This window comes from Streptomyces sp. NPDC046465 (assembly GCF_040646035.1).
Classification (GTDB): Bacteria; Actinomycetota; Actinomycetes; order Streptomycetales; family Streptomycetaceae; genus Streptomyces.
This window is the reverse complement of sequence record NZ_JBEYZK010000009.1, coordinates 58,182-83,304: the sequence shown is the minus strand read 5'-3', so window position 1 is coordinate 83,304 and position 25,123 is coordinate 58,182. Positions and strand designations below refer to the sequence as shown.

The 25,123-nt window shown below is 72.1% G+C and carries 21 protein-coding genes; 18 read left to right on the top strand and 3 right to left on the bottom strand.

All coding sequences use genetic code 11. From position 1 onward, the window contains the following. The first annotated feature begins 3 nt into the window (after positions 1 to 3). From ABZ953_RS15755 to ABZ953_RS15725, 7 genes are all read left to right on the top strand, one after another. Complete coding sequence (locus ABZ953_RS15755) at positions 4 to 1,557, top strand: FGGY-family carbohydrate kinase (protein ID WP_361722947.1); 1,554 nt, start codon at positions 4 to 6, stop codon at positions 1,555 to 1,557. Then, positions 1,550 to 3,091 carry an FGGY family carbohydrate kinase gene (locus ABZ953_RS15750; protein ID WP_361722944.1) on the top strand — a complete coding sequence of 514 codons (1,542 nt, stop codon included), beginning with the start codon at positions 1,550 to 1,552 and terminating at the stop codon, positions 3,089 to 3,091. The genes ABZ953_RS15755 and ABZ953_RS15750 overlap by 8 nt, the downstream gene beginning before the upstream one ends. Then, complete coding sequence (locus ABZ953_RS15745) at positions 3,088 to 3,714, top strand: histidine phosphatase family protein (RefSeq protein ID WP_361722941.1); 627 nt, start codon at positions 3,088 to 3,090, stop codon at positions 3,712 to 3,714. Before ABZ953_RS15750 ends, ABZ953_RS15745 begins: the two co-directional genes overlap by 4 nt. Positions 3,715 to 3,739: 25 nt before the next feature. Then, positions 3,740 to 4,795 (top strand): 2-hydroxyacid dehydrogenase, encoded by a 1,056-nt coding sequence (locus ABZ953_RS15740; protein WP_361722938.1) that lies wholly within the window; start codon positions 3,740 to 3,742, stop codon positions 4,793 to 4,795. A 145-nt stretch (positions 4,796 to 4,940) separates the two neighbouring features. Further along, the gene (locus ABZ953_RS15735; protein WP_361722935.1) at positions 4,941 to 5,801 is read left to right on the top strand and encodes a phosphatidylinositol-specific phospholipase C/glycerophosphodiester phosphodiesterase family protein; all 861 of its coding nucleotides are present in this window, start codon (positions 4,941 to 4,943) and stop codon (positions 5,799 to 5,801) included. Positions 5,802 to 5,929: 128 nt separating this feature from the next. Beyond that, entirely contained in the window at positions 5,930 to 6,124 is a 195-nt protein-coding gene (locus tag ABZ953_RS15730; RefSeq protein WP_361722932.1) for a hypothetical protein, read from the top strand. Between the two features lie 74 nt (positions 6,125 to 6,198). Beyond that, positions 6,199 to 7,767, top strand: a complete 1,569-nt coding sequence (locus ABZ953_RS15725) for a hypothetical protein (protein WP_361722930.1) — start codon at positions 6,199 to 6,201, stop codon at positions 7,765 to 7,767. A gap of 26 nt (positions 7,768 to 7,793) precedes the next feature. Here the strand turns inward: ABZ953_RS15725 and ABZ953_RS15720 are convergent, their stop codons facing one another. Both ABZ953_RS15720 and ABZ953_RS15715 read right to left on the bottom strand, forming a co-directional pair. Beyond that, positions 7,794 to 9,068 (bottom strand): phosphodiester glycosidase family protein, encoded by a 1,275-nt coding sequence (locus ABZ953_RS15720; RefSeq protein WP_361722927.1) that lies wholly within the window; start codon positions 9,066 to 9,068, stop codon positions 7,794 to 7,796. A 46-nt stretch (positions 9,069 to 9,114) separates the two neighbouring features. After that, complete coding sequence (locus ABZ953_RS15715) at positions 9,115 to 9,525, bottom strand: DUF779 domain-containing protein (RefSeq protein WP_361722924.1); 411 nt, start codon at positions 9,523 to 9,525, stop codon at positions 9,115 to 9,117. 130 nt (positions 9,526 to 9,655) lie between these two features. Between ABZ953_RS15715 and ABZ953_RS15710 the strand changes: the two genes are divergently transcribed. Beyond that, the gene (locus ABZ953_RS15710) at positions 9,656 to 10,330 is read left to right on the top strand and encodes a L,D-transpeptidase (RefSeq protein ID WP_361722921.1); all 675 of its coding nucleotides are present in this window, start codon (positions 9,656 to 9,658) and stop codon (positions 10,328 to 10,330) included. A gap of 26 nt (positions 10,331 to 10,356) precedes the next feature. On the opposite strand, the gene ABZ953_RS15705 is transcribed toward ABZ953_RS15710, so the two are convergent. Then, positions 10,357 to 12,525 carry a choice-of-anchor A family protein gene (locus ABZ953_RS15705; RefSeq protein ID WP_361722918.1) on the bottom strand — a complete coding sequence of 723 codons (2,169 nt, stop codon included), beginning with the start codon at positions 12,523 to 12,525 and terminating at the stop codon, positions 10,357 to 10,359. Positions 12,526 to 12,800: 275 nt separating this feature from the next. Here ABZ953_RS15705 and ABZ953_RS15700 point away from each other — a divergent pair, with 275 nt between their 5' ends. From ABZ953_RS15700 to ABZ953_RS15655, 10 genes are all read left to right on the top strand, one after another. Further along, positions 12,801 to 13,712: a glycoside hydrolase family 16 protein gene (locus ABZ953_RS15700; protein ID WP_361722915.1), complete on the top strand. Its 912-nt coding sequence runs from the start codon at positions 12,801 to 12,803 to the stop codon at positions 13,710 to 13,712. Between the two features lie 156 nt (positions 13,713 to 13,868). Continuing rightward, positions 13,869 to 15,347 (top strand): esterase, encoded by a 1,479-nt coding sequence (locus tag ABZ953_RS15695; protein WP_361722912.1) that lies wholly within the window; start codon positions 13,869 to 13,871, stop codon positions 15,345 to 15,347. A 170-nt stretch (positions 15,348 to 15,517) separates the two neighbouring features. After that, a complete protein-coding gene (locus ABZ953_RS15690; RefSeq protein WP_361722909.1) occupies positions 15,518 to 16,342 on the top strand; it encodes an SDR family oxidoreductase in 825 nt (274 codons plus the stop codon). Between the two features lie 511 nt (positions 16,343 to 16,853). After that, positions 16,854 to 17,918, top strand: a complete 1,065-nt coding sequence (locus tag ABZ953_RS15685) for a phytanoyl-CoA dioxygenase family protein (protein WP_361722906.1) — start codon at positions 16,854 to 16,856, stop codon at positions 17,916 to 17,918. Continuing rightward, a complete protein-coding gene (locus ABZ953_RS15680) occupies positions 17,900 to 19,219 on the top strand; it encodes a DUF6271 family protein (RefSeq protein WP_361722903.1) in 1,320 nt (439 codons plus the stop codon). The genes ABZ953_RS15685 and ABZ953_RS15680 overlap by 19 nt, the downstream gene beginning before the upstream one ends. Positions 19,220 to 19,281: 62 nt before the next feature. After that, entirely contained in the window at positions 19,282 to 20,448 is a 1,167-nt protein-coding gene (locus ABZ953_RS15675; RefSeq protein WP_361723527.1) for a type III PLP-dependent enzyme, read from the top strand. Continuing rightward, positions 20,445 to 21,071 carry a GNAT family N-acetyltransferase gene (locus tag ABZ953_RS15670; protein ID WP_361722900.1) on the top strand — a complete coding sequence of 209 codons (627 nt, stop codon included), beginning with the start codon at positions 20,445 to 20,447 and terminating at the stop codon, positions 21,069 to 21,071. Before ABZ953_RS15675 ends, ABZ953_RS15670 begins: the two co-directional genes overlap by 4 nt. Further along, entirely contained in the window at positions 21,049 to 22,251 is a 1,203-nt protein-coding gene (locus tag ABZ953_RS15665) for an MFS transporter (RefSeq protein WP_361723524.1), read from the top strand. Before ABZ953_RS15670 ends, ABZ953_RS15665 begins: the two co-directional genes overlap by 23 nt. A 166-nt stretch (positions 22,252 to 22,417) precedes the next feature. Continuing rightward, positions 22,418 to 23,332 carry a diiron oxygenase gene (locus tag ABZ953_RS15660; protein WP_361722897.1) on the top strand — a complete coding sequence of 305 codons (915 nt, stop codon included), beginning with the start codon at positions 22,418 to 22,420 and terminating at the stop codon, positions 23,330 to 23,332. Between the two features lie 33 nt (positions 23,333 to 23,365). Next, a complete protein-coding gene (locus tag ABZ953_RS15655; protein WP_361722894.1) occupies positions 23,366 to 25,048 on the top strand; it encodes an FAD-dependent oxidoreductase in 1,683 nt (560 codons plus the stop codon). Positions 25,049 to 25,123: the final 75 nt, after the last annotated feature.

Below are 25,123 nucleotides of genomic sequence, written 5' to 3'. Positions count from 1 at the left end.
CCCATGTCCGTACTCGCCATCGACGTCGGCACCACGATGATCAAGTCGGTCGTCTTCGACGACCAGGGCAACGAACTCGCCGTCTCCCGGCTCGCCACCGAGGTGCGGCGCCGCCACCCCGGCTGGGCCGAGCAGGACATGGACACCGTGTGGAACGCCGTCGTCTACACCGTCCGCAACGCCCTGTCCGAGGTCACCGACCCCGTCTGGCTCGTCACCTTCACGGCGCAGGGCGACGGGGCCTGGCTCGTCGACGCCGCGGGCCGTCCCACCGGGCCCGCCATCCTCTGGTCCGACGGCCGCGCCGGGGACATCCTCACGCGCTGGGAACGTGAGGGCGTCCTCGCCGATGCCTTCCGCCGCAACGGCTCGCTCACCTGCAGCGGAATGCCCAACGCCCTCTTCAGCTGGCTGGGCTCCCACGACCCGCGGCGCCTCGCCCGCTCGGCCGCCTCGCTGACCGCCGCGGGATGGCTGTTCCTGCGCCTCACCGGCGTCACCGCCATGGACGAGTCCGACGCCTCCGCGCCCTTCCTCGACCACGCCACGGGCGACTACGACCCCGAGATCATCGCCCTGTTCGGCCTCACCGCCTACGCCCGGCTGCTGCCCACGGTCCTCGGCGAGCAGGAGCGGATCAGCGAGATCACCTCCGAGGCCGCGGCCCAGCTCGGCCTGCCCGCCGGGCTGCCCGTCGTCATGGCGCCGTACGACATCGCCTCCACCGCCCGCGGCGCGGGAGTCGTCAACCCGGGCCAGGCCTGCAGCATCCTCGGCACCACGCTCTGCACCGAGATCGTCCGCAAGGACGTCGACACGAGCGGCGAGCCGTCCGGCATCAACATCGCCTACCGCGGCCGCGAACGCGTCCTGCGCGCCTTCCCCACCCTCAACGGTGCCGAGGTCCTGAACTGGGCCGCCCGCACGCTCCACTTCGAAGGACCGCCGCAGCTGGCCGATTCGGCCTTCACCGACTCCGTACCCGGCGCCCGCGGGCTGATGTTCCTGCCCTACCTCTCCCCGGCGGGGGAGCGGGCCCCCTTCCTCGACCCGCGCGCCCGCGGCTCGTTCTGGGGGCTCTCCCTGGAGCACACCCGGGCCGACCTGGCCCGCGCGGTCTTCGACGGCCTCTCCCTCGTCCTGCGCGACTCGCTCGTCGCCTCGCGCACGGCGGTCACCGAACTCCGGCTGTGCGGCGGCGGCGCCAACAGCGCCGAGTGGTGCTCCCTCATCGCGGACGCGACCGGCGTCCCGACCGCCCGCTCCGGCGACACCGAACTCGGCGCCAAGGGCGCCTTCCTCACCGGCCTCGTACTCAGCGGCGCCGAGTCCAGCATGCACAGTGCCGCCGCCAAGTACGTACGAATGCGCACCAGTTGGGAGCCCGACCCGGAGCGCTCCGCGTACTACGCGGACCTCTACGAGCAGTTCCTGACCTGGCGCACCCTGGCCCGCGACGCGGGCTGGACCGCGGCCGCCACCCCGCTCCCCGCTTCCCTCCCCGCCCCTCTCCCCGCCCCCCGAACGGCACCCCAGCAAGGAGCACACCGTGCCTGACCAACCACCCCAGGGCGGCGCGCTGCCCCCGGACGCCGTCTGGCTCGGCCTCGACCTCGGCACCCAGAGCGCCCGCTGCGTCGCCGTCGACTCCACCGGCGAGGTGCTCGCCGCCGCGTCCCGGCCACTCACCGGCCGCCGCGAGGGCACCCGCCACGAACAGAACCCCGAGCAGTGGTGGAGCGCGCTCGCCGAAGCGTGCCGCGAGGCCCTGTCCGGCATCGACACCGGGCGGATCCGCGGCCTCGCGATCGACGCGACCTCCGGCACCGTCCTGCTCGCCGACGCCGCCGGATCGCCGCTCACACCGGGACTCATGTACGACGACGGGCGCGCCGCCGAACAGGCGGCCCGCGCCAACGAGGCGGGCGCCGCCGTCTGGCACGAGCTCGGCTACCGCTCCATGCAGCCGTCCTGGGCGCTGCCCAAGCTCCTCTGGCTCCTCGACCACGAACCCGCGGCGGCCGGTACGGGGGTCCGGCTGCTTCACCAGCCCGACCTGATCACCTGGCGGCTCGCGGGCCACCAGGTGGCGAGCGACGCCAGCCACGCCCTGAAGACCGGCTACCACCTCACCGAGGAGCGCTGGCCTGAGGACGAACTCGCCGAACTCGCCGTCCCCCAGGGCCTGTTGCCCGACGTCGTACGGCCCGGCAGTGTCCTCGGCGCCGTCTGTGAGGCGGCCGCCGCCGCGACCGGCATCCCCGTGGGCACCGCCATCGTCGCGGGCATGACCGACGGCTGCGCCGCGCAGATCGGCGCGGGCGCCCTCACCCCGGGCGCCTGGAACTCCGTACTCGGCACCACCCTCGTCTTCAAGGGCACCAGCCCCCACCTGGTGCGCGACCCGGGCGGCGTCGTCTACTGCCACCGCGGCCCCGGCGACACCTGGCTGCCTGGCGGCGCATCGAGCAGCGGCGCGGGCATCCTCACCAGCGCGTTCCCCGACGCCGACCTGGAGCGGCTCACCGCCCTCGCGAGCCGCTCCGCGACCGACGCGGTGGCCTACCCGCTGGTCTCCACCGGCGGCGAACGCTTCCCCTTCCGCGCCCCCGACGCCCGCCCCTTCGTCCTCGGCGCACCCGCCGACGACGCCGAGCTCTGCCACGCCCACCTCCTCGGCGTGGCCTGCGTCGAACGGCTCTGCTTCGACTACCTCGACCTGATCGGCGCGCCCGTCGACGGCCCCCTCACCCTCACCGGCGGCGGCGCCCGCAACCCCTACTGGAACCGGCTGCGCGCCGACGTCCTCGGCCGCCCCGTGTGGGTCCCCGAACAGGCGGAGGGCGCCATCGGCATGGCGGTGCTCGCCGCGACCTCCGGCGGCGTCGAGGTGCGGGACGCCGCGGCCGCCATGGTCCGCACCGGCCAGGAGATCCTCCCCGACCCGGTACGCACCGCCCGCTGGCTGCCCGTCTACCTCGCCCTCGTCGACGAGCTCGCCGCCCGGGGCTGGCTGGAGCACGCCGTCGCCGCCCACGCGCGCGAGCGCGCCCGCCCGCTGCCCGGCACCCCCGGAAGGACAGACCAGTGACCGACTTCGTCCTCGTACGCCACGGGGAGACCGTCTGGCACGACGGCAACCGCTACGCGGGCCGCACCGACGTGGCACTCACCCCGCACGGGCTCCGCCAGGCCGACGCGCTCGGAGCCTGGGCCGCCGGAGAGCGGATCGACGCCGTGGTCAGCTCCCCGCTGAGCCGCGCCCGGCTCACCGCGCGGCCCGCCGCCGAGGCGCTCGGCCTGGTGCCGCGCGTCGAGCAACGGCTCGTCGAGCTCGACTTCGGGCGCGGCGACGGGCTGACCCGCGACGAGATGCGCGAGCGGTTCCCCGCGGAGCTCGCCGCCTTCCTCCGCGACCCGGTAGCCCACCACCTGCCCGGCGGCGAGGACCCGCGCGCCGCGGCCGAGCGGGCGAGCGCGGCCCTGGCCGACCTCGCCGCCGACTTCCCCGAAGGGCGCGTCCTCGTGGTCGCCCACTCCACCCTCGTACGCCTCGTCCTCTGCCGTCAGCTGGGCATCCCGCTCGCCGACTACCGGCAGGTGTTCCCCGCACTCCACAACGGCGCCCTCACCGAACTGCGGCTGCGCGAAGGCCGGATGTCGCTCCTTCGCCTGAACGCGCCGGCCGTCGTCGCCCCCGTGCCCGCCGTGTGACCCCCACTCAGGAAAGAAGCCCGTCATGAGCACCACCGTCCTCGCCGCAGGCGATCACTTCGTCCTCCCGCGCCTGCTCACCGAAGAGGTCCGCACGGCCACCGCGGGCGCCGACGTCGGCGCTGTCGACGTGCGGGAGATCACGCTGCCCTGGCCGCACACCCCCTTCGGACCCGTCGCGGAGGTCATCGAGGCCTCCGGGACCGAGGACGAACTCATCGAGGCGCTCCAGGGAGTGCAGGTCTGCGTCACCCAGATGGCACCCCTCACGGAGCACGTCCTCGCCCACTGCCCCGACCTGAAGCTGATGTGCGTCAGCAGGGGCGGGCCGGTCAACGCCAACCTGGCGGCGGCCACGCGCCACGGCGTCGCGGTCTGCTACGCCCCCGGACGCAACGCCGTGGCCACCGCCGAACACACCCTCACCCTGCTCCTCGCCGCCGCCCGCGGCGTCGGCGACACCCACACCGACCTGCGCGCGGGCGTCTGGCGCGGCGACTACTACGACTACGACAACTGCGGCATCGAGATCGACGGCGCCACCGTCGGCCTGATCGGCTACGGCGCGATCGGCAGCCGCGTCGCCAAGGTGCTGGCGGCCATGGGCGCCCACGTCCTGGTCCACGACCCGTACGTGCGGCCGGAACTCCTCGCGGGCGTCGCCGAGCAGGTCTCCCTCGACGAGCTGCTCACCCGCGCCCGCATCGTCTCCCTGCACGCGCGCGTGACCGACGAGACCACCGGCATGATCGGCGCCGAACAGATCGCACGGATGCCCCGCGGCTCCGTCCTCGTCAACTGTGCCCGCGGCGCCCTCCTCGACTACGACGCGGTCTGCGACGCCCTGGACGCCGGACAACTGTCGGGCGCCGCCTTCGACGTCTACCCGCAGGAACCCGTACCGGCCGGTTCACGCCTCCTGAAGACCCCCGGCATCGTCATGACCCCGCACATCGCGGGCGCCAGCCAGGAGGTCGCGCACAAGGCGGCCAGGATCGTCGCGGGCGAGGTCGGCCGCTTCCTGCGCGGCGAGCCGCTCGCGCACTGCGCCAACCCGGAGGTCTTCGCGGAGCGGGCGTGAACGGCCGACGTCGATAGCGCCAACTCCCGTACGGGAAGGGTTTCCTGAGCCGGGCGGAGCCGCATACTCACTTGGGTTCCGCCCGTCGGCGTACCCGAGCGTCGGACCCCGACGCCGCCCCGACCCGCCCTTCCGGGAGGCAGACATGGCCCTCACCACCCGTCGCAGAGCCCTCACCACCCTCGGCGCCACCATCGTCGGCGGCATCGCGATGCCCGCCTACGCGCAGGCCACCGGCCGCGGCCACCGCCCCAGGCCGCTGCTGCGCGCCCACGCCCACAACGACTACGAGCACCCCCGGCCCCTCCTCGACGCGCTCGACCACCGCTTCAACAGCGTCGAGGCCGACATCTACCTCGTCGACGGGCAACTCCTCGTCGCCCACGACCCGGTGGACCTCGACCCCACCCGCACCCTCGAATCCCTCTACCTGGAACCCCTGGCCGCCCGCGTGCGCGCCCAGCACGGCTCCGTGTACCGGGGCGACCACCGCGTCCCCTTCCAGCTGCTCATCGACATCAAGACCGAGGGTGCGGCCACGTACACCGCGCTCCACCGTCATCTGCGGCCCTACCGGCGGCTGTTCACGACCTACGCCCACGGGAAGGTCCGCCGCGGCGCGATCACCGCCGTCGTCTCCGGTGACCGCGCCGCGCGCGTCCCGATGGAGGCCCAGCGGATCAGGCACGCCTTCTACGACGGCCGCCTCCTCGACCTCGGCACCGCGGCACCCGCCTCGCTGGTCCCGCTGATCAGCGACAACTGGGCCCTGAACTTCGGCTGGCAGGGCACCGGCCCCATACCCGCCGCCGAGCGCGACAAGCTGCGCGGCATCGTCGCCCGGGCCCACGCCCGCGGACAGCGCGTCCGCTTCTGGGCGACACCCGACCTGCCGGGCCCGCAGCGCGACGCGGTCTGGGGCGAGCTGCTCGCCGCGGGCGTGGACCACCTCAACACCGACGACCTCGCAGGCCTCGAGACGTTCCTCGACGCGCACGGCGGCTGATTGGCGCCGGACAGCACCCGCACAAGAAGCACCCGTTCGGAGCACAGGTCAGACGCCCGGACGCACCCTCCGCTACGCCAAACTGACGGCCGTGAGCCGCGGTGTCACGTGGCGGAGGAGGTACTCCCATGGCCATTTCCATCTCTGTCGTCATGCTGCTCCTGATCCTTGCGGTGGTCTTCCTGCGCAACGGAGCGCTGAAGGTCTCGCACGCGATCGTCTGCGGCCTGCTGGGTTTCTACCTGGCGAGCTCGAGCATGGCGCCGACCATCCGCGACGGCCTGACGGCCACCGCCGACATCGTCAGCGGCATCCAGCCATGACCGATCTTTGCGGCTTCATGAACAACTGACGCTGTTTCATGGACACTTCGAGGGGCCCGCTCTAGCTTCGGCGCATGTCCAGCAGACTGCGCCGCCTCGCTCCCTTCAGTGCCGTGGCCCTGACCGTCTCCCTCGCGGTCCCCGCGTACGCCGACGAGATCCCCAGGGCCCCGGGCCACCGGCTCGTCGAGAGTTACGGGGGCGCGCCCGCGGAGGCCCGCCCGCTGCCCGGCACCCCGCCGCCCCAGCACCCGTACCTCGCCGCCAACGGGCGCAGCGGGATGCACGCCGACGCGGCGGGCAGCGGCACGTACCCCTGGAGCGGGCCGCTCGGCAAGCGGCCCGCGGTCGACAGTGAGAAGATGGCGGCGCTCGGCGGCGAGTGCGCCACCGTCACCTTCGACCGCGACGGGCGCATCGTCACCGTCTGCGGCACGTTCACCGGCTTCCTGGTCAAGCTGCTCGACCCGAAGACACTGGACACGCTCGCCGAGTACAAACTGCCGCAACGGCCCTCCACCATCGAGGCCATCACCCGGCTCGACTTCTCCAGGATCTTCAAGGACACGTCCGGCGGCGCCTACTCCTACCTCGACGACCAGGACCGGCTCGTCCTCGCCGACTCCCGCCAGCACATCGTGCGGCTCGCGCACCAGCGGGCGGCGGACGGGAGCTGGCGCTTCGTCGTCGACAAGGAGTGGGACCTCACGGCGCACGTCCCGCACGACTGCGTCAGCTGGACCAACCTGTACCCGAGCGGGAGTTGCGACCCGGTCACCGCGGTCATGCCGGACTGGGAGGGCCGCATCTGGTGGGTGACCCGGCAGGGCCGCATCGGCACCGTCGACCCGAAGTCCGGCGACATCCGCTCCGTCCGGCTCGACGGCGAGGAGATCCAGAACTCGTTCTCCGTCGCGGAGGACGGCGTATCGATCGTCTCCGACCATGCCCTCTACAGCTTCGAGGCCACCGCCGACGGCACCCCGAAGGCCGTCTGGCGTCAGACGTACGACCGTGGCACCGGCACCAAGCCCGGCTCGGTGAACCAGGGTTCCGGCACCACGCCCGACCTCTTCGGCGCGCACGACGACTACGTGGCGATCACCGACAACGCCGACGACCGCATGAACGTCCTCGTCTACCGGCGCGGCGCCCGCGTACCGGACGACGAGCGGCTCGTCTGCAAGGTCCCCGTCTTCGGCTCCGGCGCCTCCACCACCGACAACTCGCTCATCACCTGGGGCGACAGCCTCGTCGTCGAGAACAACTACGGCTACGAGAACATCACGTCGCTCACCTTCGGGCGCAGCGTCGTCGGCGGCGTCAGCCGCATCGACGTGCGCGAGGACGGCAGCGGCTGCGACACGGCCTGGGAGAGCGGTGTCCGCTCCCCGTCGACCGTGCCCAAACTCTCCACCGCCAGCGGCCTGTTGTACTTCTACACGAAGGAGCCCAACAGCCTCGGCATCGACGCCTGGTACCTCACCGCCGTCGACTTCCGCACCGGCGACACCCGGTGGAAGCAGCTCGCCGGTACGGGCATCGCGTACGACAACAACTGGGCCCCGGTGACACTGGGGCCCGACGGCACGGCCTACGTGGGCGCCTTCAACGGACTCGTCGCGGTGCGCGACACGAAGTGACGGGGAAGTGGAGTACGGACCGGACGTCAGTCCCGGGAGAACACGCCGATGCCGTTCGGCACCGGGCGCTCCGCCCCGCCGCTGGGGTTGTTGCGCACGGTCACGGCATCGGCGCCCGGAGCCCGCGCGACCAGCGTGGAGGTGGCGGACACCAGCGTGGAGGAACCGCCGCCGTCCAGACTGAAGCCGTCCCGCGCACCCAACTCCCGTAGCGTGTCGGCCACTTCGACCACCGTGAGACCCGTGCGGAACTGCGGGGAGCCGTCGAGTGAGAGCAGCAACAGACGGCGGCCGTCGTCGGAGATGCCCGCCGCGGTCCGCACCGCCGCCGTGGTCGGGTCGAGGCCGGGCAGCGGTTCGCCGTCCCGCAGGACGGGATAGCCGCCGAGGGCGAAGCGGAACGGGATGTGCGATTCCGACGCCACCAGGCGGTGGCTGACCCGTACCCGGTCGCCCGTCGACAGCTTCCGCAGTTCCTGCGCGCCCGCCTCACGGCCGACAAGGACCGTGCTGCCCCGCGCGATGGGGCCGCTGCCCGGCGTGTCGGCCGACGCCACGATCCGCCCGTCGCGGACCGTCACCTCGTGGGTGTCCGCGCTGCAGGGCGCGCCGCGGTTCGTATCGGTTCCGCACGTCGCGCGCGCCCGCGACACGTCGCCCCAGTCGCTGGTGAAGGCGCCGACGGAGCCCACCGGCAGCGCGTACTGGTTGAGGCCGCCCAGCGGCAGGCGGGTGTCGCGGGTGCGGATCCGGCCGTCGAGGGTGAGGTTGTCGAGGCGGGCCCTGCGGTCGTACCCCACGCCGAGGACGGCCTCGGTGGTCACGCCCGGCGGCATCGCGGGGCCGAAGCGCTGACCGTTCGGCACGGCGCCCTTCAGCGCGTGGCCGCCTGTGACGGACGGGCCGACGGGCGCGCCGGTTGCCGGCACGCCGGGGTGCTGGGTCTCGGTGATGTTGAAGAAGTCGCCGTTGATGCCGCCGACGGCGCCGACCCCGTCGGCAAGCGCCGAGACGGGCGCCCGCGCGGCGACCTTGCCCGGATAGAGCAGGCCGACGCTCGCGCGCGGGTCGCGCAGATCCACGTCGAGGACATGGGCGCGGGCCGTGCCGTGCGAGGCGGGAATGTCGAAGTACCGGTACTCCACACCCGGCGCGATCCTGCTGCCCGCCTGCTCCGCACCCCCGACGGCACCTCCGGCCGGTGCCGCTCCCAGCAGAGCGGCACCGGCCAGCGTGCCGAGCGTCGTGATGAGGGCGCAGGTCGTTCTGAACCGTCCACCGCGTTGCTTCTGGCGTGTCACAGAACCCCCTGATGTCGTCCGATCGGCTGACCAACTCTCCCAGCAGTCACCGGAGTTCACCAGATCGTGGTGACTCCGTACCGACCAGCCGGGAACGGATGAGGAAACGCACCCCTTCCGGTGCCTCCAGCGAGAAGCCGCTGCCGCGGCCCGGCACGACGTCCACTATCAGCCGGGTGTGGCTCCACACCGCGAACTGACTCCTCGACATCCAGAAGGCCACGGGTTCGGCCACGCCCTCGACCGTCAGCGACGCGAGGCGCACGTCGGAGTCGCCGGTGCGGAACTCGCCGTCCGGGTAGCACATGGGGGCGCTGCCGTCGCAGCAGCCGCCGGACTGATGGAACATCAGCGGCCCGTGCATCTCCCGCAGGCGCCGTACGAGCAGGGCGGCGGCGGAGGTGAGCTCCACGCGGGGGGCATCTCCCGCGGTGTCCTTCGTCTCATGACGGTCCATGGGACCACTCTTTTCCTCGGCACGTTGCAACAGCGTTGCGGGTGAGGGGACAGCGCCCCTGATGGACCAATCGTGGGATTGTCGGGTCGTGTCGCCCGGGGAGCGGCCGCGCACGGGTGAAGCTGGTGCGATGCGCTGGCTTCTCTCCTCGATCGCCGCCCTGTCCCTGGCCGTTCCCGTGGCCCAGGCCCCGGGCGCCGCCGTCGCCACCGGTCCGGTGTGCCGCTCGGGCACCGCCCCCTACCAGCGGGAGCTGGAGCGCGAGCTCCGGCTGCCCGTCGACGGACGCCAGTCCACCGCCGACTGCGTGGCCATCCGAAGGCTCCAGCAGCGGCTCGGCATCCGCCCGGCGGACGGCAGGGCGACCCTGCGGACGTACCGCCTGGTCGTCGCCGACCGCATCCGGCGGAACCCCGCGGCCCGGCGGGCCTGCCCCGTCAGGCCCTACCGGGTCACCTGCGTGGACCTGAACCGGCAGATCCTGTGGGCGCAGAGCGGCAAGAGGCTGGTCTTCGACCCGGTGCCGATCCGCAGCGGCCGGGACGGTCTGGAGACCCGTCTCGGCTGGCAGCGGATCTACTGGAAGAGCCGCGACCACTACTCGACGATCTATCACGTCGCGATGCCCTACGCGCAGTTCTTCAACGGCGGGCAGGCCCTGCACGGCACCCGCTCGGACCTGTTCTCGTCCGGCTCGGCCGGCTGCGTCAACATGGCCATGAGCGACGCCGCGCGCCTCTACGACCTGCTGATGAAGGGCGACCGGCTCTACCTCTGGGGGACGAAGCCGGGTACGGACGGCTGACGCCACCCGTACCCGGCCCCGGGGAGTCACTTCCCCTTCTTGCCTCCGCCGCGCTGGTTGTGCAGCGTCACCGTCACGCCGTCGTCGGCGTTGCCCGCGGTGACCCGGTACGGGCCGTTGACCGTCTTCCTCGGCAGGACGTAGCCGTCGGGAACGGCGGTCTCCTTGAGGTAGTACGAGCCGAGCTCCAGGCCCTGGAAGTCGCACCGCCCCCTGCCGTCCGTCGCACAGCCCCGGTCGACGAGCGTGTCCCTGCGGGTGCCGGACGTCTGCAGGCCCGGCCGGTCGTTGGTCTCCTGCCACAGCTGGAAGACGGCACCGCTCAGCGGCTTGCCCGTCTTCCTGTCCTTCTTGACGACCTTGATCGCGCCGAGCTCACCGGGTTCGTCGCGCTTGCCGTTCAGCGCCTCGACGGAGACTCCGCGCCCGACGGCTGCGTCGTCGTCGAGCTCGAGGGGCCCGAAGACCGCCGGGTCCGGCAGCTCGTAGCCGTCCGGAGCCTTCGTCTCCACCCAGTAGTACGTGCCGGTGGCGACGGTCCTGCGGCACGTGCCGCGGGCGCTCGTCGTGCAGGGACCGCCCGTCGAGGTGTCCGGGTCCGCGCCGCCCTGCTGCAGACCGTCCCTGCCGTTGCTCTCGCGCCACAGCTGGAAGACGGCGCCCGCGAGCGCGGCTCCGCTGTCCCGGTCCTTCTTGACGACGGTGACGTCGCCCTTGACGACGTTCGGCTCCTTCTTGGTGTTGGTGGCGGTGACCGTCACACCGTCATCGGCGTTCGCCTCGGTCAGCTCAAGGGGCCCGAAGACGTTCGGCGAAGGCAGCTCGTAGCCGCTCGGGGCCTTCGTCTCGCGCCAGTAGTACGTGCCGGTCGGCACGGTCTGCGCACACTCGCCCTGCGCCTCGGTGGTGCAGGGGCTGCCGATCCTCGTGTCAGGGGCGGCGCCGCGGGTCTGCAGGCCGTCGTCGCCGTTGGTCTCCTCCCACAGCTCGAACTCGGCGCCCGCGAGCGGCTTGTCGCTGTCCTCGTCGGTCTTGACGATCCTGACCTGGCCGGAGGCCGGCTCGGTGTCGTCGCAGTCGGGCAGGTCGCCGAGGAAGGGATAGTTGTGGATCTCCTGGCCGCCGCCGCCCGACGCCGCGCTGGTGTGGGTGAGCGAGCCGGTCGTGAAGAAGCGGCCGTTCATGCCCGGCACGCTGATCGTGGTCTTCGACCGCTGGTTGCCCACCAGAACGCTGCCCTGGAACTGGCCCGTGCCCTTGAACTCCACCGACGTGGCGTCGGGGAAGTTCCACAGCAGGTGGCTGCGCAGCTTGTTGAACTGACTGCTGTCGTCGAGGGTGCCGCTGTACGTGTTGATGGTGCGCGGCGAGCCGAGGACGTTGACCAGGATCGTGGCGCCGTCCGGAATGCCCTCGAAGCGGATGCCCTCCTGGCCGCCGCTGCCGCTCATCATGTCGAAGTCCACGTTGAAGACCTGCAACATGGAGCTGTTGTCACCCCGGAACAGGGTCTCGCCCCCCGCGTGCGTGGCCGTTCCGGTGGGCGTGCGGGTGCCGCCGTCGGGGTGCCCGTAGCACTGGCTGGCGGCCGTCAGCTCGTCCCGCAGCGGGATGTACGGCTTTGCGGCGTCGGGATCCTTGCGCAAGGTGCCGACGATCCTGCCGGTGGCGTCACCGGCATGGCGCACCACACCGCCCTCGGCGAGCAGCCGCTCGCCGTCGGCGACCGAGACGCCGCCGCCCGTGGTGAGCCAGTCCGCGCCCACGGGCGGCGCCACCCGGGAGCCGACACCGGCCTCGCCGACGTTGTAGATGCTGCTGGCGCCCGCTTCCTTGTCCTGGTCGAATTCGCCGAGGACCACGACACGGCCCTCGGCCTCCGCGGCCCGCCGGCGGACGAGGAAGTCGCCGCCCACGTAGACGTTGATGCCGTTGTCGCGGTATTTGATCGCGCCGTTGTGGATGGGCGGGTAGTCGCCGTCCGGGCAGTTGCCCGGCACGCACGGGCCGAGCCCGCCGGGCAGGGGCTTCGCGGCGGCCGCGGCGGCCGCCGCGGGTCTCGCCGGGGCGGACCCCGGCCCTGGGGAGGAATGTGCCACGGCGGGCACGGCCGTGAGACCGCTGCCCGCCACGACGCCGACGACACAGAGATACCTCATTCCGGACTGGATGAGGGAGGGAAAGGTGACGCGCACATCAGCTCCTCGCTAGGTCAAAGAGACGTGAAGGAGGCTCGCACGATCGGCGGCCGGGGCCATTCAACCGATCCGTGCTTTCCACGAAGAGCACTGCAAAGGACGAGTGCGCAATTCCCGGATCCGGGAATGGCTCGGCGATTGCGCGATTCCGCGAGTCTCCGCTTCTCGGCGCGCGTCCCTTGTCGAAGAGGGGACCCGGCCCTGGCGGTGCGGTGCGGGCTGCACGAGGATGGCCCCCTTCTGTGGGGCGTCCGTGGGGCGGAGGCGGCGCGATGGGTGCACACGCGGCGGCGGGACGGCGGCGCGGGCGACCGGTCGCGCTCGGTGCGCTCGGCGCGGCGCTCTGCGCCGCCCTGCTGTGCATACCGGGCGCCGGGGGAGCGCCGGTGACGGCGGACGCCTGCCGCACCACGGGCAGCGCGCTGCCGCGCGGTGACTGCGGCCCGTTCTGGCAGGTCGTCGCCGAGGACTTCAACGGCGACCGGGTCCCCCTCGGCGCGTTCAGCGACTGCGATCACCACGCCGACACCTCCGCCGCGTACTGCGCGGGGCTCGACCGCGCCTATCGCGACAACTGGTGGGCCTACCCCACGGGCTGGCCCGACACGGCGAACGACAGACGCCGCGACGTCGTCGGCGTCTACCACCCGGAGGACACCGTGAGCGTGGGCCCTGCGGCCGACGGCGACGGCCGCATGCGCATCCGCATGTGGCGGCCCGCCGAGGGCGGTCCCGTCCACGCCGCCGCGGTGGTACCACGCGCCGTCATGCAGATGAAGTACGGCAAGTACAGCGCCCGCATCAAGGTCACCGAGCAGGCCCCCGGCTACAAGTCGGCCTGGCTGCACCACGGCGGCGGCTGCGAGATGGACCACCCCGAGGGCGAGTGGACCGGCTCGCTGAGCGCCTTCCACCACCCGTGCGGCGGAGGCGAACAGGGCTCGTACCCCGGCGCCGACGACTGGAGCGAGTGGCACACGGTCTCCACCGAGTGGACCCCCGGCCATGTGCGGTTCTTCGTCGACGGACGGGAGACGGGACGCGACACGAGGGGCGTCCCGGACCGCCCGCTGTCCTGGGTCCTGCAGAACGAGAGCGCCCTGGAGGGCCCGGGGGCCGCGCCCGGCAGCAGTGCGCGCCTTGAGATCACCTGGGTGGCGGCGTACGCGTACGGCTGGAAATGACGCACAGGGACGGCGAGTTCGGCTTCCGGCAACGGTTTGTTAACCCGTACAACCCTTGGACCCCATCCCGTGTCGAACAGGGCGCCGGACAAGGAACGGGCCCTTTCCGGACACCCCCCGCGCCTGCCCGGCCACCTTCTTTCACAGGAGCCGCTCGTGCGCAAGAACCGTTCGGCCGCCCTCGCCGCGGCCTCGTTCCTTCTGCTGACCGGGGCGGGCATCGCCGCCGCCCCCTCCGCCTTCGCCGGTACTCCTGGGGGCACCCGCGCCGACGACCGCAACAGTGACTTCAACGGCGACGGATACGAGGACGTGCTGGTCGGCGCCCCGGGCGCCACGGTGAGCGGCGCCAAGGGCGCGGGACTCGTCACCGTCCAGTACGGCTCCACCAGAGGCATCGGCACGACCGACGTCGCCCGGTTCAGCCAGTCGACGGGCGGCGTCTCCGGCGCCGCGGAGGCGGGCGACGCCTTCGGCAAGGCCGTCGCCACCGGCGACCTGGACGGCGACGGCTACGACGACGCGGTCATCGGCATCCCCGGTGAGGACCTCGATGACCGGGCGGACGCCGGCGGGGTCGCGGTCCTCTGGGGGTCGAAGACCGGCCTCACCGGAGCCGCCAGCAGTTGGCTGCAGAGCCAGCAGGCAGCCGCGGGCCAGCAGTTCGGCCTCAGTCTCGCCGCGGCGCACTTCACCGCGGCCACCCCCGGCGACCTCCTCGCCGTCCTCGACCGGGACAACGTGGAGCTCTTCGTGTACGACCCCGCGCCGCAGGCCCGCGGCGAGGCGCCGCTGCGCCGCCAGGCCACCGAACGGCTCGGCAAGGCGGCCGCCGAAAGCACGATCGTGTCCAAGTCGCTGACCACCGGTGACTACGACAACAACGGATACGCCGACCTCGTCGCCTCCGGCATCACCGAGGGCGACGAACCCGGTCACGGCTGGTCCGTGCAGTTCGCGGGCGGCGCCGACGGCCTCACGTACAAGAACGACCTGCGCGGCGGCCCCGCCGCGGCCTCCGGCGACATCAACAACGACGGCTACGACGACCTGGTGACCGGTGAGCCCGCTTCCCCGGACGACGGCGGCGAGACGATGACCGGGGGGCTGGTCGGCGTGCGCTACGGCACCCCGGACGGCCTCGTGGACGAGGCCAAGTGGTGGACCCAGGACTCCGCGGGCGTGCCCGGCACCGCCGAGCGCGGTGACGGCTGGGGCGCCGACCTGTCCGTCGCGGACACGAACGGCGACGGCTTCGCGGACGTCGCGATCGGCGCTCCCGGCGAGGACATCGGGACGATCGCCGACGCGGGCGCCGTATGGGTCCTGAACGGTTCGGAGAACGGGATGACGGCCACCGGTGCCAAGTCCTGGGACCAGGACGACGCGGACATCCCGGGAGCACCCGAGAAGGGGGACAAGTGGGGCGCGCAGGTGCGGCTCACCGACCCGAACGGGGACGGCCGCTTCGGCCTCCTCGCGGCCGCGCCCGGCGAGAACACCGGGGACGGAGTGGTGTGGGTCCTGTCCGCGGGGCCGGGCGGCGTGACCGGCGCCGGGTCCTGGACGTACGGGGCGGGGTCGCTCGGGGCGCCCGCCGCGGACTCGGCGTTCGGCGCGGCGATCGACGAGTGACGACCGCAGGGTCCTGACCGGCTCCGGGCTCTGTGCTCTGTGCTCTGGGTTCTGGACTCTGTGCTCTGGGCTCTGTGCTCTGGGAGGAACGCCACCGGGCGCGGCCGTGAGCGGGCGGCTCCGTATGATCGCCGCAGGTGCTTACGACTGCGTTCGGAGGCTGAACAGGCATGACAGAGACCCGAGTCGTCATCGTCACGGGCGGCGGTACCGGTATCGGAGCCGCCACCGCACGACAACTGCGTGCCGACGGGCACCACGTGGTGATCTCGGGGCGCCGCCCCGAACCGCTGCGGCAACTCGCCGCGGAGACCGGAGCGCTGGCCCACCCCGCCGACGCGGGCGACTCCGAGGCGGTCGCGGGGCTTGTCGACGCGGCCGTCGAGGCGTACGGCCGCGTCGACGGGCTCGTCCTCAACGCCGCTACCGGGCGCGGCGGGGCGGTCGGCGACCTCTCCGACGAGGACTGGGAGACGGTGCTGCGCACCAACCTCACCGGCCCCTTCCTGCTGCTGCGCGCCGCGCTGCCGCACCTGCTGAAATCGCGCGGCTCGGTCGTCGCGGTGGCCTCTGTCTCCGCGCTGCGCAACGGCGTGGCCAATGCCGCGTACGCGACGTCGAAGGCGGCATTGCTCCAGCTGTGCAGGTCCGTCGCCGTCGACTACGGAAAGGCCGGTGTGCGCGCCAATACCGTCTGTCCCAGCTGGGTGCGGACCGAGATGGCGGACCGGCGCATGACCCGGTTCGCGGAGGAGGCCTCCCTCGGTGACAGCGGCGACGGCGGCGCCGACGCGGCGTACGAGGAGGCGACCCGGCTGATCCCGACCGGCAGGCCGGGACAGCCCGAGGAGGTCGCGGAGGCGATCACCTGGCTCCTGTCGCCCGCCGCGTCGTTCGTGAACGGCGCGACATTGACCGTCGACGGCGGCGTGACGGCGATCGACCCGGGCACGGTGGCGTTCGACTACGGCATCACGGCACGCGACAGGACCTAGTACCCGTACCCGTACCTGTATACCCGTACCCGTACCGGGCGCGGGACCCTCAGGGCTGCTGCGTGCCCCCACCGCCCGCTCCTCCCGCACGGTGGCCGCGTCGAGCGCCGCCGTGGCCGTGCGCCCGCCGTGAGTTTCCGGCGGGCGCACGGCCGGCACCTGCTGCCGACGGATCGACCTCGGCGCTCCGCCTGACGGCGCACGGCCCGCTGCGCACCCCTCACCCCCTTGGTTCGGACCAACTACCGGTCAGTAGGCCGGAGTTGAACCGTGAGGTCTTTGCCAAATCCTCATATGGCGGGCGTGTGAACTGGGGGTAAATGTCGCTCTTTCACCCGCCAAGGCGCCCAATTCAATTGTTGACACGGGTAGTTGGTCTAGTCCATTTTGGTGGGACGCAAGTTCGACAGGGGGCGGGTGTGAACGCGCTGCCCCGGCGCGCCCGAAGGGGCCCGCCGCCCCGGCGTGGAGTCCTGCCGCCGGACGACAGAACCGAACCTTGGAGCACCACATGCCAGCGAGCGACGCCTACCTCCATCGCGCCCCCTCCGACGTCCCGTACTTCAGCGCGGACGGCGACACGTACCTGGCGCAGACCCAGCTGCGCGACCTCGAAAAGACCCGCCCCCTGCGCGTTCTCTCCGAGGAGGACTTCGCCTTCTGGCAGACGTACGGCTATGTAGTCGTGAAGCAGGCGATACCCGCCGACGCGGCGAAGGACCTGCTCGACTTCGCCTGGGAGTTCCAGGGCCTGGACCGCGGCCGCCCGGAGACCTGGTACGAGGAGCGCGAGTTCCGCTCGGACCTCGACCGCGAGCTGCACGTCTACGGCTTCGTCGAGGCCTACCACCACCAGCTGATCTGGGACAGCCGCCAGGCGCAGCGGGTCTACGACGCGTTCGTCGACGTGTGGGACTGCGAAGAGCTCTGGGTGACCCTCGACCGGCTCAACCTCAACCCGCCCAACGTCAAGAACCGCTCCCGCTCCCTGATCGCGCCCACAGAGCGCGGGTTCGACATCAACCTGCACTGGGACGTCGACACCACGCTCGGCGTGCTGCCCCAGCGCGTGCAGGGGATCATCGCCCTCGACGACACCCGGCAGGACCACGGCGGCTTCCAGTGCTGCCCCGAGCTGTTCCGCCGTTTCGACCGGTGGAAGGCCCTGCAGCCGGACGGCCGCGACCCCATCCGCCCGGCGATCGACCAGGACGACATGCCCGTGGTCCGGCCGGAGCTGGAAGCCGGTGACCTGCTCATATGGAACGGCCTTCTGGCGCACGGCGTGGCCCCCAACACGTCGGAGAACGGCGTCAGGGCGGTCCAGTACCTCTCGATGATGCCCGCCCTGGAGAGCCACGAGGAGCTGCGCCGCTCGCGCGTCGACTCCTGGGAGAACCTGAGCACGCCGGATTGGAACGCCACTCTCCTGGGCGACGCCCACAAGCCCGAGGCGCTCCGGTACGGCACTGCCGCGCTGAATGACCTGGGCGCCAAGCTGCTCGGCCTCAAGTCCTGGAATGGCCGGCCCTTCGACGAGTCGAACGGGGACGCCGCATGCGCCGAATCTGCCTGACGCTCCCCACCAACCGGGCCTGCCCGCAGACCATCACGGCGATCGGCGAGGAAGCGGCCTACGCGGCCGCCCACTTCGGCGTCGAGGCGCACCTGCTGATCCTGGACTCCTCCGACACCGCCACGTTCACCGGACACGCCGGGACCGTGGCGGCCCTGCCGCAACTGCCGGGCGTCGTCGTGCACCACCTGGACGAGGCGGCCCAGCGCGCCTTCCTGCGCCGGGTGATCGGCGGCGCCGGAGTCGCCAAGCCCGAGCTGATGCTCGACCTGATGCTCCCCGACGGCGTCTCGTACGGCGCCTGCACCAACCGCGCCTTCCTCATCGGCGCCGCCCTCGGCTGCGAGTCCGTCCACCGCAGGGACTCCGACAGCCACTACCAGACCGTCGACGGCGAGCCCGTCTTCCCCGTCCACCACGAGCTCATGTCGCTCGGCAGGCCCGCCGCCGAGGCCGCGCCCGGCGTCACCGAGAACACCCTCGACCCGCGGCACGCGAACAAGCGCGTGGCGATGGTCGGCAGCTCCTTCGTGGGTGAACTCTCCGTGGACATCGGCGAGATCCGCCGCCTCGACCCGGACGTGTACTACGACGTGGTCAGCCTCTGGGCGCCCGGCGACTGGTCCGACAGCGAGAAGCGGGCGCTCGTCGACGACTCCTTCAGGGGAGCCGGTTCCGACACCTTCGTACGCGACCACGCGACGCTGACGCTGGTCGACCCGATGCGCGTCGACATGTGCAACATCAGCTTCCACGGTGTGCACGAGAGCGTGCCGCTGCCGCCCGCGACCGACACCATCGGCAGCGACTACTTCCTCATCCACCTGGTCCACGACGCCGCACTGCCCGGCGTCCTGCACAACCGCAACATCGTCAACTTCTACACCGCGGAACGCAGGACCGACGCAGGCTTCATCGCCTACCAGACACGCTTCGTGAAGTTCTTCCTGTCGATGCTCTACTTCAACCACATCTACGACCGGATGACCGCGTCCGGCGAGGCCCTTGTGGACGAGCAGGGGCACGTCCGCGCCGGTGTCATCGCCGAGTTCGCCCGCGAGAGCACCCGGCTCGGCCAGGCCGAGAACCTTCAGCGCCTCGACCGCGTCGACACCGCCTACCGCACGCTCGGCGGCCGCTACGCCGACTTCGCCGACCACCTTGCCACGCGCCGCGAACGGCTCCTCGACGAGGCGCGGAGCGACATCGAGGACTTCGCGCTGCTGACCGAGGCGTGGGAACCCCTGATCCGTGCGAGCAAGGACGCCGGTCCGCTCCTGACGGCAGGAAACCCCGCGTGAGCGCGACGACGCCGTACACGACGCGAAGGGGCCACGGCACGGAGCCCGGGCTCGACAGCCCCCTGCTCCTCGACGCCCTGGCGGCCGCCGCCGACGACCGCATCGTCTTCGACCTCTCCGGCATCGAGGAACGCTACGACACCCTGCGCCGCGAACTCCCCGGCGTCGCCGTCCGCTTCGCCATGAAGGCCTGCCCGGTCGACGAGGTCCTCGATCACCTGGCGCGGCTCGGCTCCGGAGTCGACGCGGCAGGCCCGGCAGAGGTAGAGCAGGCGCTGCGGTCGGGCGTGCCCATCGCCCGGATGCACTACGGCAACACCGTCAAGTCCGACCGCAACATCGCCGACGCGTTCCGGCTCGGCATCCGGGACTTCGCGACCGACAGCCTGGAGGACGTGCGGGCGATCGCCGTGCATGCCCCGGGCAGCCGGGTGTTCTGCAGGCTCGCCACGACCGGCGAGGGGGCGCTCTGGGGGCTCAGCAACAAGTACGGCTGCTCGCCCGAGGACGCCGTGACGGTGCTGGAGACGGCACGGGACCTGGGCCTCACGCCCGCCGGTCTCTCCGTGCACGTCGGCTCCCAGCAGATGACGGCCGACGCCTGGCAGGGCGCCTTCGACCGCATCGCCGACGTCCTCGCCGCCCTCGCCGGGCGCAGCATCTCCCTGGACCACGTCAACCTCGGCGGCGGACTGCCCGCCCTCGGCTACCACGACAAGTACGGCAGGCGGCTCGACCCGCCGCTGGACAAGATCTTCACCGTCATCCGCGAGGGCATGGCACGCCTCGGCGGGATACCCGGCCACCGGCTCGACTTCGTCGTGGAGCCCGGCCGCTACCTCGTCGCCGACCAGGGGGCCATCCGCGCGCACGTCTCCCGGCTCGCGGCGCGCCGTCGGCCGGACGGCGAGCGCCAGTACTGGCTCTACCTCAGCTGCGGCAAGTTCAACGGCCTCTACGAGATGGACCAGTTGCAGTACCGGCTGGTCTTCCCCACGCACCCGGGCACACCGACGGTCTCCGCCGTGATCGCGGGCCCCACCTGCGACAGTGACGACGCCTACTCCCACGAGGGCGGCCTGGTCCAGGTGCCCGAGACGCTGGCCTCCGGCGACCCGGTCTGGGTGCTCTCCTGCGGCGCGTACGCGACCAGCTACATGACACAGGGCTTCAACGGCTTCAGCCCCCTGCCCTACACCTGGATCGACGGCGGGGGCGGGGACGCATGACCGAGGAGATACGCGTACGCCCTATCGCCGACGGGGACTGGGCGGGCATCGAGGCGCTGGAGTACCGCGCCTACGAGCCGCTCGGCCTGTCGGAGGGGCGGCCCGCGCTTGAGTCCCGGATGCGGGCGTCGCCGGGCACGTGCTTCGCCCTTGACCTGGGACGGCAGTTGGCGGGCTACCTGCTCGCCCTGCCGTACCCGGAGTCCGCGTACCCGGAGCTGCGCGGTACCGAGGAGGCCGCGCAGCTCCCCTCGCGCAATATGCACCTGCACGACATCGTCGTCGCGGAACACCTGCGCCACCGCGGCCTCGCCCGGCACCTCCTGCGGCGCCTCACGGAGACGGCCCGCGCGCACGGGTACGAGCAGATCTCCCTGATCGCGGTCGGGGGCAGCGAGACGTTCTGGTCGGGCCGCGGCTTCACCGCGCGCCGTGGGGGGCCGCCACCTGCCGGATACGGCCCGACGGCCGTGTACATGTCGCGGCCGGTCCACAGAGAAACAGAGTCGGCACCACATGCAGAACCAGCACGAGAACCAGCACGAGAACCAGCACGAGAACCAGCGCGGGAACCAGCGCGAGGAACAGAGAAGTGGGCTGATGCGGGTGCTCCGCGTGCGTGATCCTTTCCACCGCGGCCAGTTGGCGATCGCAGCGCTGTTCTGCTCCCTGGGCTTCCAGTACGCCACCTGGGCGGCGCGGATCCCCGCCATCAAGACGGACCTCGGCCTGTCCGCGGCGGAGGTCGGCGTCCTCCTGATGGCCGCCGGAATCGGCGCCGCCGTGTCGTTCCCCGTGGTGGCGGTCCTGATGCGGCGCCTCGGCTCGCAGCGCCTCGCGCTCCTTTCGGCGCTCTGCCTCGCCCTGCTCCTCCCGGCCCTTGCCGCGGCGCCCAACTACCCGGTCGCCCTCCTCGTCATGTGCGTCGACGGCGTCCTCGTCGGCTGCCTGAACGTCGCCATGAACGCCCAGGGAGCCGAGCTCGAGAGCCGGTACGAGCGCAACGCCATGGCGCGCCTGCACGCGACGTTCAGCGGCGGTTCGCTGCTCGCCGCGCTGCTCGCCTCCGGCATGAACGCGGTGACCTCGGCGGTCGCCGCGCATTTCGTGGTGGCCGCGCTGCTGCTGCTCCTGCTGGTCGCGTACGCCAGGACGGGCCTCCTGCCGGAGGCGGCCGACGAGAAGACTGAGGAGAAGACCGAGGAGAGGGAGAAGACTGCGGAGGCGGGGCAGGCGGCGAAGAAGAAGAGCTGGACCGTGCCGTCCCGTGTGACGCTGTGGATGTGCGTCGCCATGGCGTTCGGCACCGTGACCGAGGGCGCCATGAACGACTGGTCGGCCCTCTACCTCAAGGACGTGGCCGACGCCTCCGCCGAACTGGCCCCGCTGGGCATCGCCGTCGTCTCGGGAATGATGGTCGTCGCCCGCCTCTTCGCCGACGGTTGGCGCAGCCGCTGGGGCGACGGCCGGATCGTCCTTTCCGGCAGCGTGCTTGCCGGGGCCGGTCTGGCTCTCGCCCTGCTCAGCGGCGGTCTGGTGCCCGCCCTGCTCGGCTTCGCCTGTGTCGGCCTCGGCATCGCGGCCGTCACCCCGTGCGTCTATGTGGCCGCGGCGGGCCAGGGTTCGGACTCGCTGACCCTGGTCGCCGCCATGGGCACCACGGGTCTGCTGGCCGGGCCGCCGCTCATCGGCTTCATCGCGCACGCGAGCAGCCTCGTGTGGGGCCTGGCCGCCGTCGCGGCGTCGGCCCTGGTCGTGTCGGCGTGCAGTACGCGCATCCGGTGGCCCGCGACGAGCGGCTGACGGCCCCGGAGACGACCGGACCTGCCCCGTTCGATCTCGTACTTACTCGAGGGTAGGCGGGCCCGACCCCCTTGTTATACATTCCGTCTAACAACGGGGTCGCCGCCTGCCGTGCCACGAGGCGCCGTGCCCGCTGCCTGGACGTCTGAAGCCAAGGAGTCGCAGCATGGCAAGCAGCACTGTTCGCCCGAGCACTCAGGGCAGTTCCCCGGAGGGCGATGTCGCCCGGCGGCTGCTGGACTCGGCCGCCGTGCTGGCGTACGACCCGGCGACCGAGGTCGACTGGGAGACGCCGCTGGACCGCGAGTACCACGGCGCGAGCCCGGAGTGGAGCACGCTCTACGGCACCGCCTACTGGCAGGAGCTGACCGAGGAACAGCGCAAGGAACTGACCCGTCAGGAAGCCGCCTCGGTGGCCAGCACCGGCATCTGGTTCGAGATGATCCTGCAGCAGATGGTGCTGCGCGACGTCTACGCCAAGGACCCGACGAGCACCGAGGTCCAGTGGGCGCTCACCGAGATCGCCGAGGAGTGCCGCCACTCCATCATGTTCGCCCGCGGCGCCGAGAAGCTGGGCGCGCCCGCCTACCGGCCGCGCCGGTGGGCCACCGAACTCGGCAGGGTCTTCAAGGCCGTCGCCTTCGGCGAGGCCGCGTACGCCGCGATCCTCGTGGCCGAAGAGGTCCTCGACGTCATGCAGCGCGACTGGATGCGCGACGAGCGCGTCGTGCCCTTCGTCCGCACCATCAACAACATTCATGTCGTCGAGGAGTCGCGGCACATGAAGTTCGCCCGCGACCAGACGCGCAAGCAGCTCGCGGGCGCGGGCCGGGCGCGCCGCGAGATCAACGCCCTCGTGATCGCCATCGCGTCGTACGTCATCGTCACCAGCATGGTGAACCGCAAGGTGTACGCGAACGCGGGGCTCGACGAGGAGCGCGCGCTCGCCGAGGCGAAGGTCAACGAGCACCACAAGTCCATGATGCGGTCGAGCTGTTCGGGGCTGATGGAGTTCCTCGCCTCGTGCGGACTGCTCACCAAGCCGGCCCTGGTGTTCTACAAGCGCGCCAACCTCATCTGAGCCGACGGAACCGAGCGAGCTGAGCCGACGAACATGACCTACGCCATCACGCAGACCTGTTGCAACGACGCCACGTGCGTCGCCGTGTGCCCGGTCAACTGCATCCACCCCACACCGCAGGAGCGGGCGTTCGGCAGCACGGAGATGCTGCACATCGACCCCAGGACGTGCATCAGCTGCGGCGCCTGCGCCGACGCCTGCCCCGTCGACGCGATCTTCCCGGCGGACAGCCTGCCCGCCGCGCAGCAGCAGTACGTCGAGATCAACGCGGCGTACTACGACCGCGAGGCGGCGCCGGAGACGCCCGGATCCGCGCCAGGCACGCCCGAACCCGCGCCGCGGGGGCCGAACTTCCACACCTGGGGCGAGCCGTCCTTCCCGCGCGTGCTGCCCGCGGACTTCGCACCGCTGAAGGTCGCCGTCGTCGGGACCGGACCCGCCGGCATGTACGCCGTGCAGGACCTGCTGCTGCACACCAGCGCCGAGGTGACGCTGATCGACCGGCTGCCGGTGGCCGGTGGCCTGGTGCGCTACGGCGTGGCGCCGGACCACCCCGCGACCAAGAAGGTCGGCGACACCTTCGCCCGCTTCCACACGCACCCGAGGGTGCGGATGCACCTGGGCCTGGAGGTGGGCACCGACGTCACCCCGGCGGAGATCGCGGCCCACCACGACGCGGTGATCTACGCCGTGGGCGCCTCGGCGGACCGCCGTCTGTCGATCCCGGGGGAGGAGCTGCCCGGCAGCATCTCCGCGACCGCGTTCGTCGCCTGGTACAACGCCCACCCTGACGCGGCACCGGACGGCATCGACCTGTCGGCCGAGCGCGTGACCGTCATCGGCAACGGCAACGTCGCCCTTGACGTGGCCCGGATCCTGCTCGCCGACCCCGGCACGCTCGCCCGCACCGACATAGCCGACCACGCGCTGCGGGCCCTGCGCGGGAGCAAGGTGCGCGAAGTGGTCCTGCTCGCGCGCCGCGGCCCCGAGGACGCCGCGTACACCAGGTCCGAGCTCCTTGCCCTCAAGCACCTGCCGGACGTGGAGCTGGCCGTCGACGACCACGACCCGCGCATCGCCGCCGCCGTCGACACCGCGGGCGCGGCGGACAAGGCGGCGGCCCTGCGGGGCGTCACGCGCACCCGGCCCGACTGGGAGCGGGAGCCCGCGCCCGGCCGCAGGATCGTGCTGCGCTTCTACTGCGAACCCCGCGAAGTCCTCGGCGCCGAACGGGCCGAGGCCGTGCGGGTGTCGGCGGACACGGGGGAGCGGACGATACCGACGGGCCTCGTGCTGCGCGCCATCGGCTACCGCGGCGTGCCCGTCGCCGGACTGCCCTTCGACGAGTCCGACGGCACCGTGCCCCACGAGGGCGGCCGGGTCGAAGGACAGCCGGGCACGTATGTCGTGGGCTGGATCAAGCGCGGCCCCTCCGGCGGCATCGGCGCCAACCGCACCTGTGCCGCGGAGACGGTCTCCACCCTCCTCGCCGACGCGGTCGCGGGCACGCTCCCCGCCCCGCGGCACGGACCGAAGGCCTTCCACCGGCTGGCCCGGCGCCGCAACCGGCACGTGGTCGACGCGCGCGGCCTCGCCGCCATCGAACGGGCCGAGGTCACGCGCGGGCTGAGCGCGGGACGCCCGCGGGTCAAGCTGGCCACCGTGGCCGAACTCGTCTCCACGGCACGGGCGGGTCGCGGCGGCCTGTCACGCTGACGGAAACCCCGTCGGCCCACCGGGAGTTCGCGCCGCACGCCGTCACGCACACGGGCGAGGCACAGCAGAAGGCCC

Bases quoted from the DNA above. Each gene is read 5' to 3' on its own strand.
- ABZ953_RS15715 (WP_361722924.1), bottom strand. From the start codon at position 9,525: ATGGACCGTCATGAGACGAAGGACACCGCGGGAGATGCCCCCCGCGTG.
- ABZ953_RS15730 (WP_361722932.1), top strand. From the start codon at position 5,930: ATGGCCATTTCCATCTCTGTCGTCATGCTGCTCCTGATCCTTGCGGTG.
- ABZ953_RS15660 (WP_361722897.1), top strand. From the start codon at position 22,418: ATGGCAAGCAGCACTGTTCGCCCGAGCACTCAGGGCAGTTCCCCGGAG.
- ABZ953_RS15680 (WP_361722903.1), top strand. From the start codon at position 17,900: ATGCGCCGAATCTGCCTGACGCTCCCCACCAACCGGGCCTGCCCGCAG.
- ABZ953_RS15655 (WP_361722894.1), top strand. From the start codon at position 23,366: ATGACCTACGCCATCACGCAGACCTGTTGCAACGACGCCACGTGCGTC.
- ABZ953_RS15755 (WP_361722947.1), top strand. From the start codon at position 4: ATGTCCGTACTCGCCATCGACGTCGGCACCACGATGATCAAGTCGGTC.
- ABZ953_RS15685 (WP_361722906.1), top strand. From the start codon at position 16,854: ATGCCAGCGAGCGACGCCTACCTCCATCGCGCCCCCTCCGACGTCCCG.
- ABZ953_RS15710 (WP_361722921.1), top strand. From the start codon at position 9,656: ATGCGCTGGCTTCTCTCCTCGATCGCCGCCCTGTCCCTGGCCGTTCCC.
- ABZ953_RS15700 (WP_361722915.1), top strand. From the start codon at position 12,801: ATGGGTGCACACGCGGCGGCGGGACGGCGGCGCGGGCGACCGGTCGCG.
- ABZ953_RS15735 (WP_361722935.1), top strand. From the start codon at position 4,941: ATGGCCCTCACCACCCGTCGCAGAGCCCTCACCACCCTCGGCGCCACC.
- ABZ953_RS15740 (WP_361722938.1), top strand. From the start codon at position 3,740: ATGAGCACCACCGTCCTCGCCGCAGGCGATCACTTCGTCCTCCCGCGC.
- ABZ953_RS15670 (WP_361722900.1), top strand. From the start codon at position 20,445: ATGACCGAGGAGATACGCGTACGCCCTATCGCCGACGGGGACTGGGCG.
- ABZ953_RS15725 (WP_361722930.1), top strand. From the start codon at position 6,199: ATGTCCAGCAGACTGCGCCGCCTCGCTCCCTTCAGTGCCGTGGCCCTG.
- ABZ953_RS15665 (WP_361723524.1), top strand. From the start codon at position 21,049: ATGCGGGTGCTCCGCGTGCGTGATCCTTTCCACCGCGGCCAGTTGGCG.
- ABZ953_RS15690 (WP_361722909.1), top strand. From the start codon at position 15,518: ATGACAGAGACCCGAGTCGTCATCGTCACGGGCGGCGGTACCGGTATC.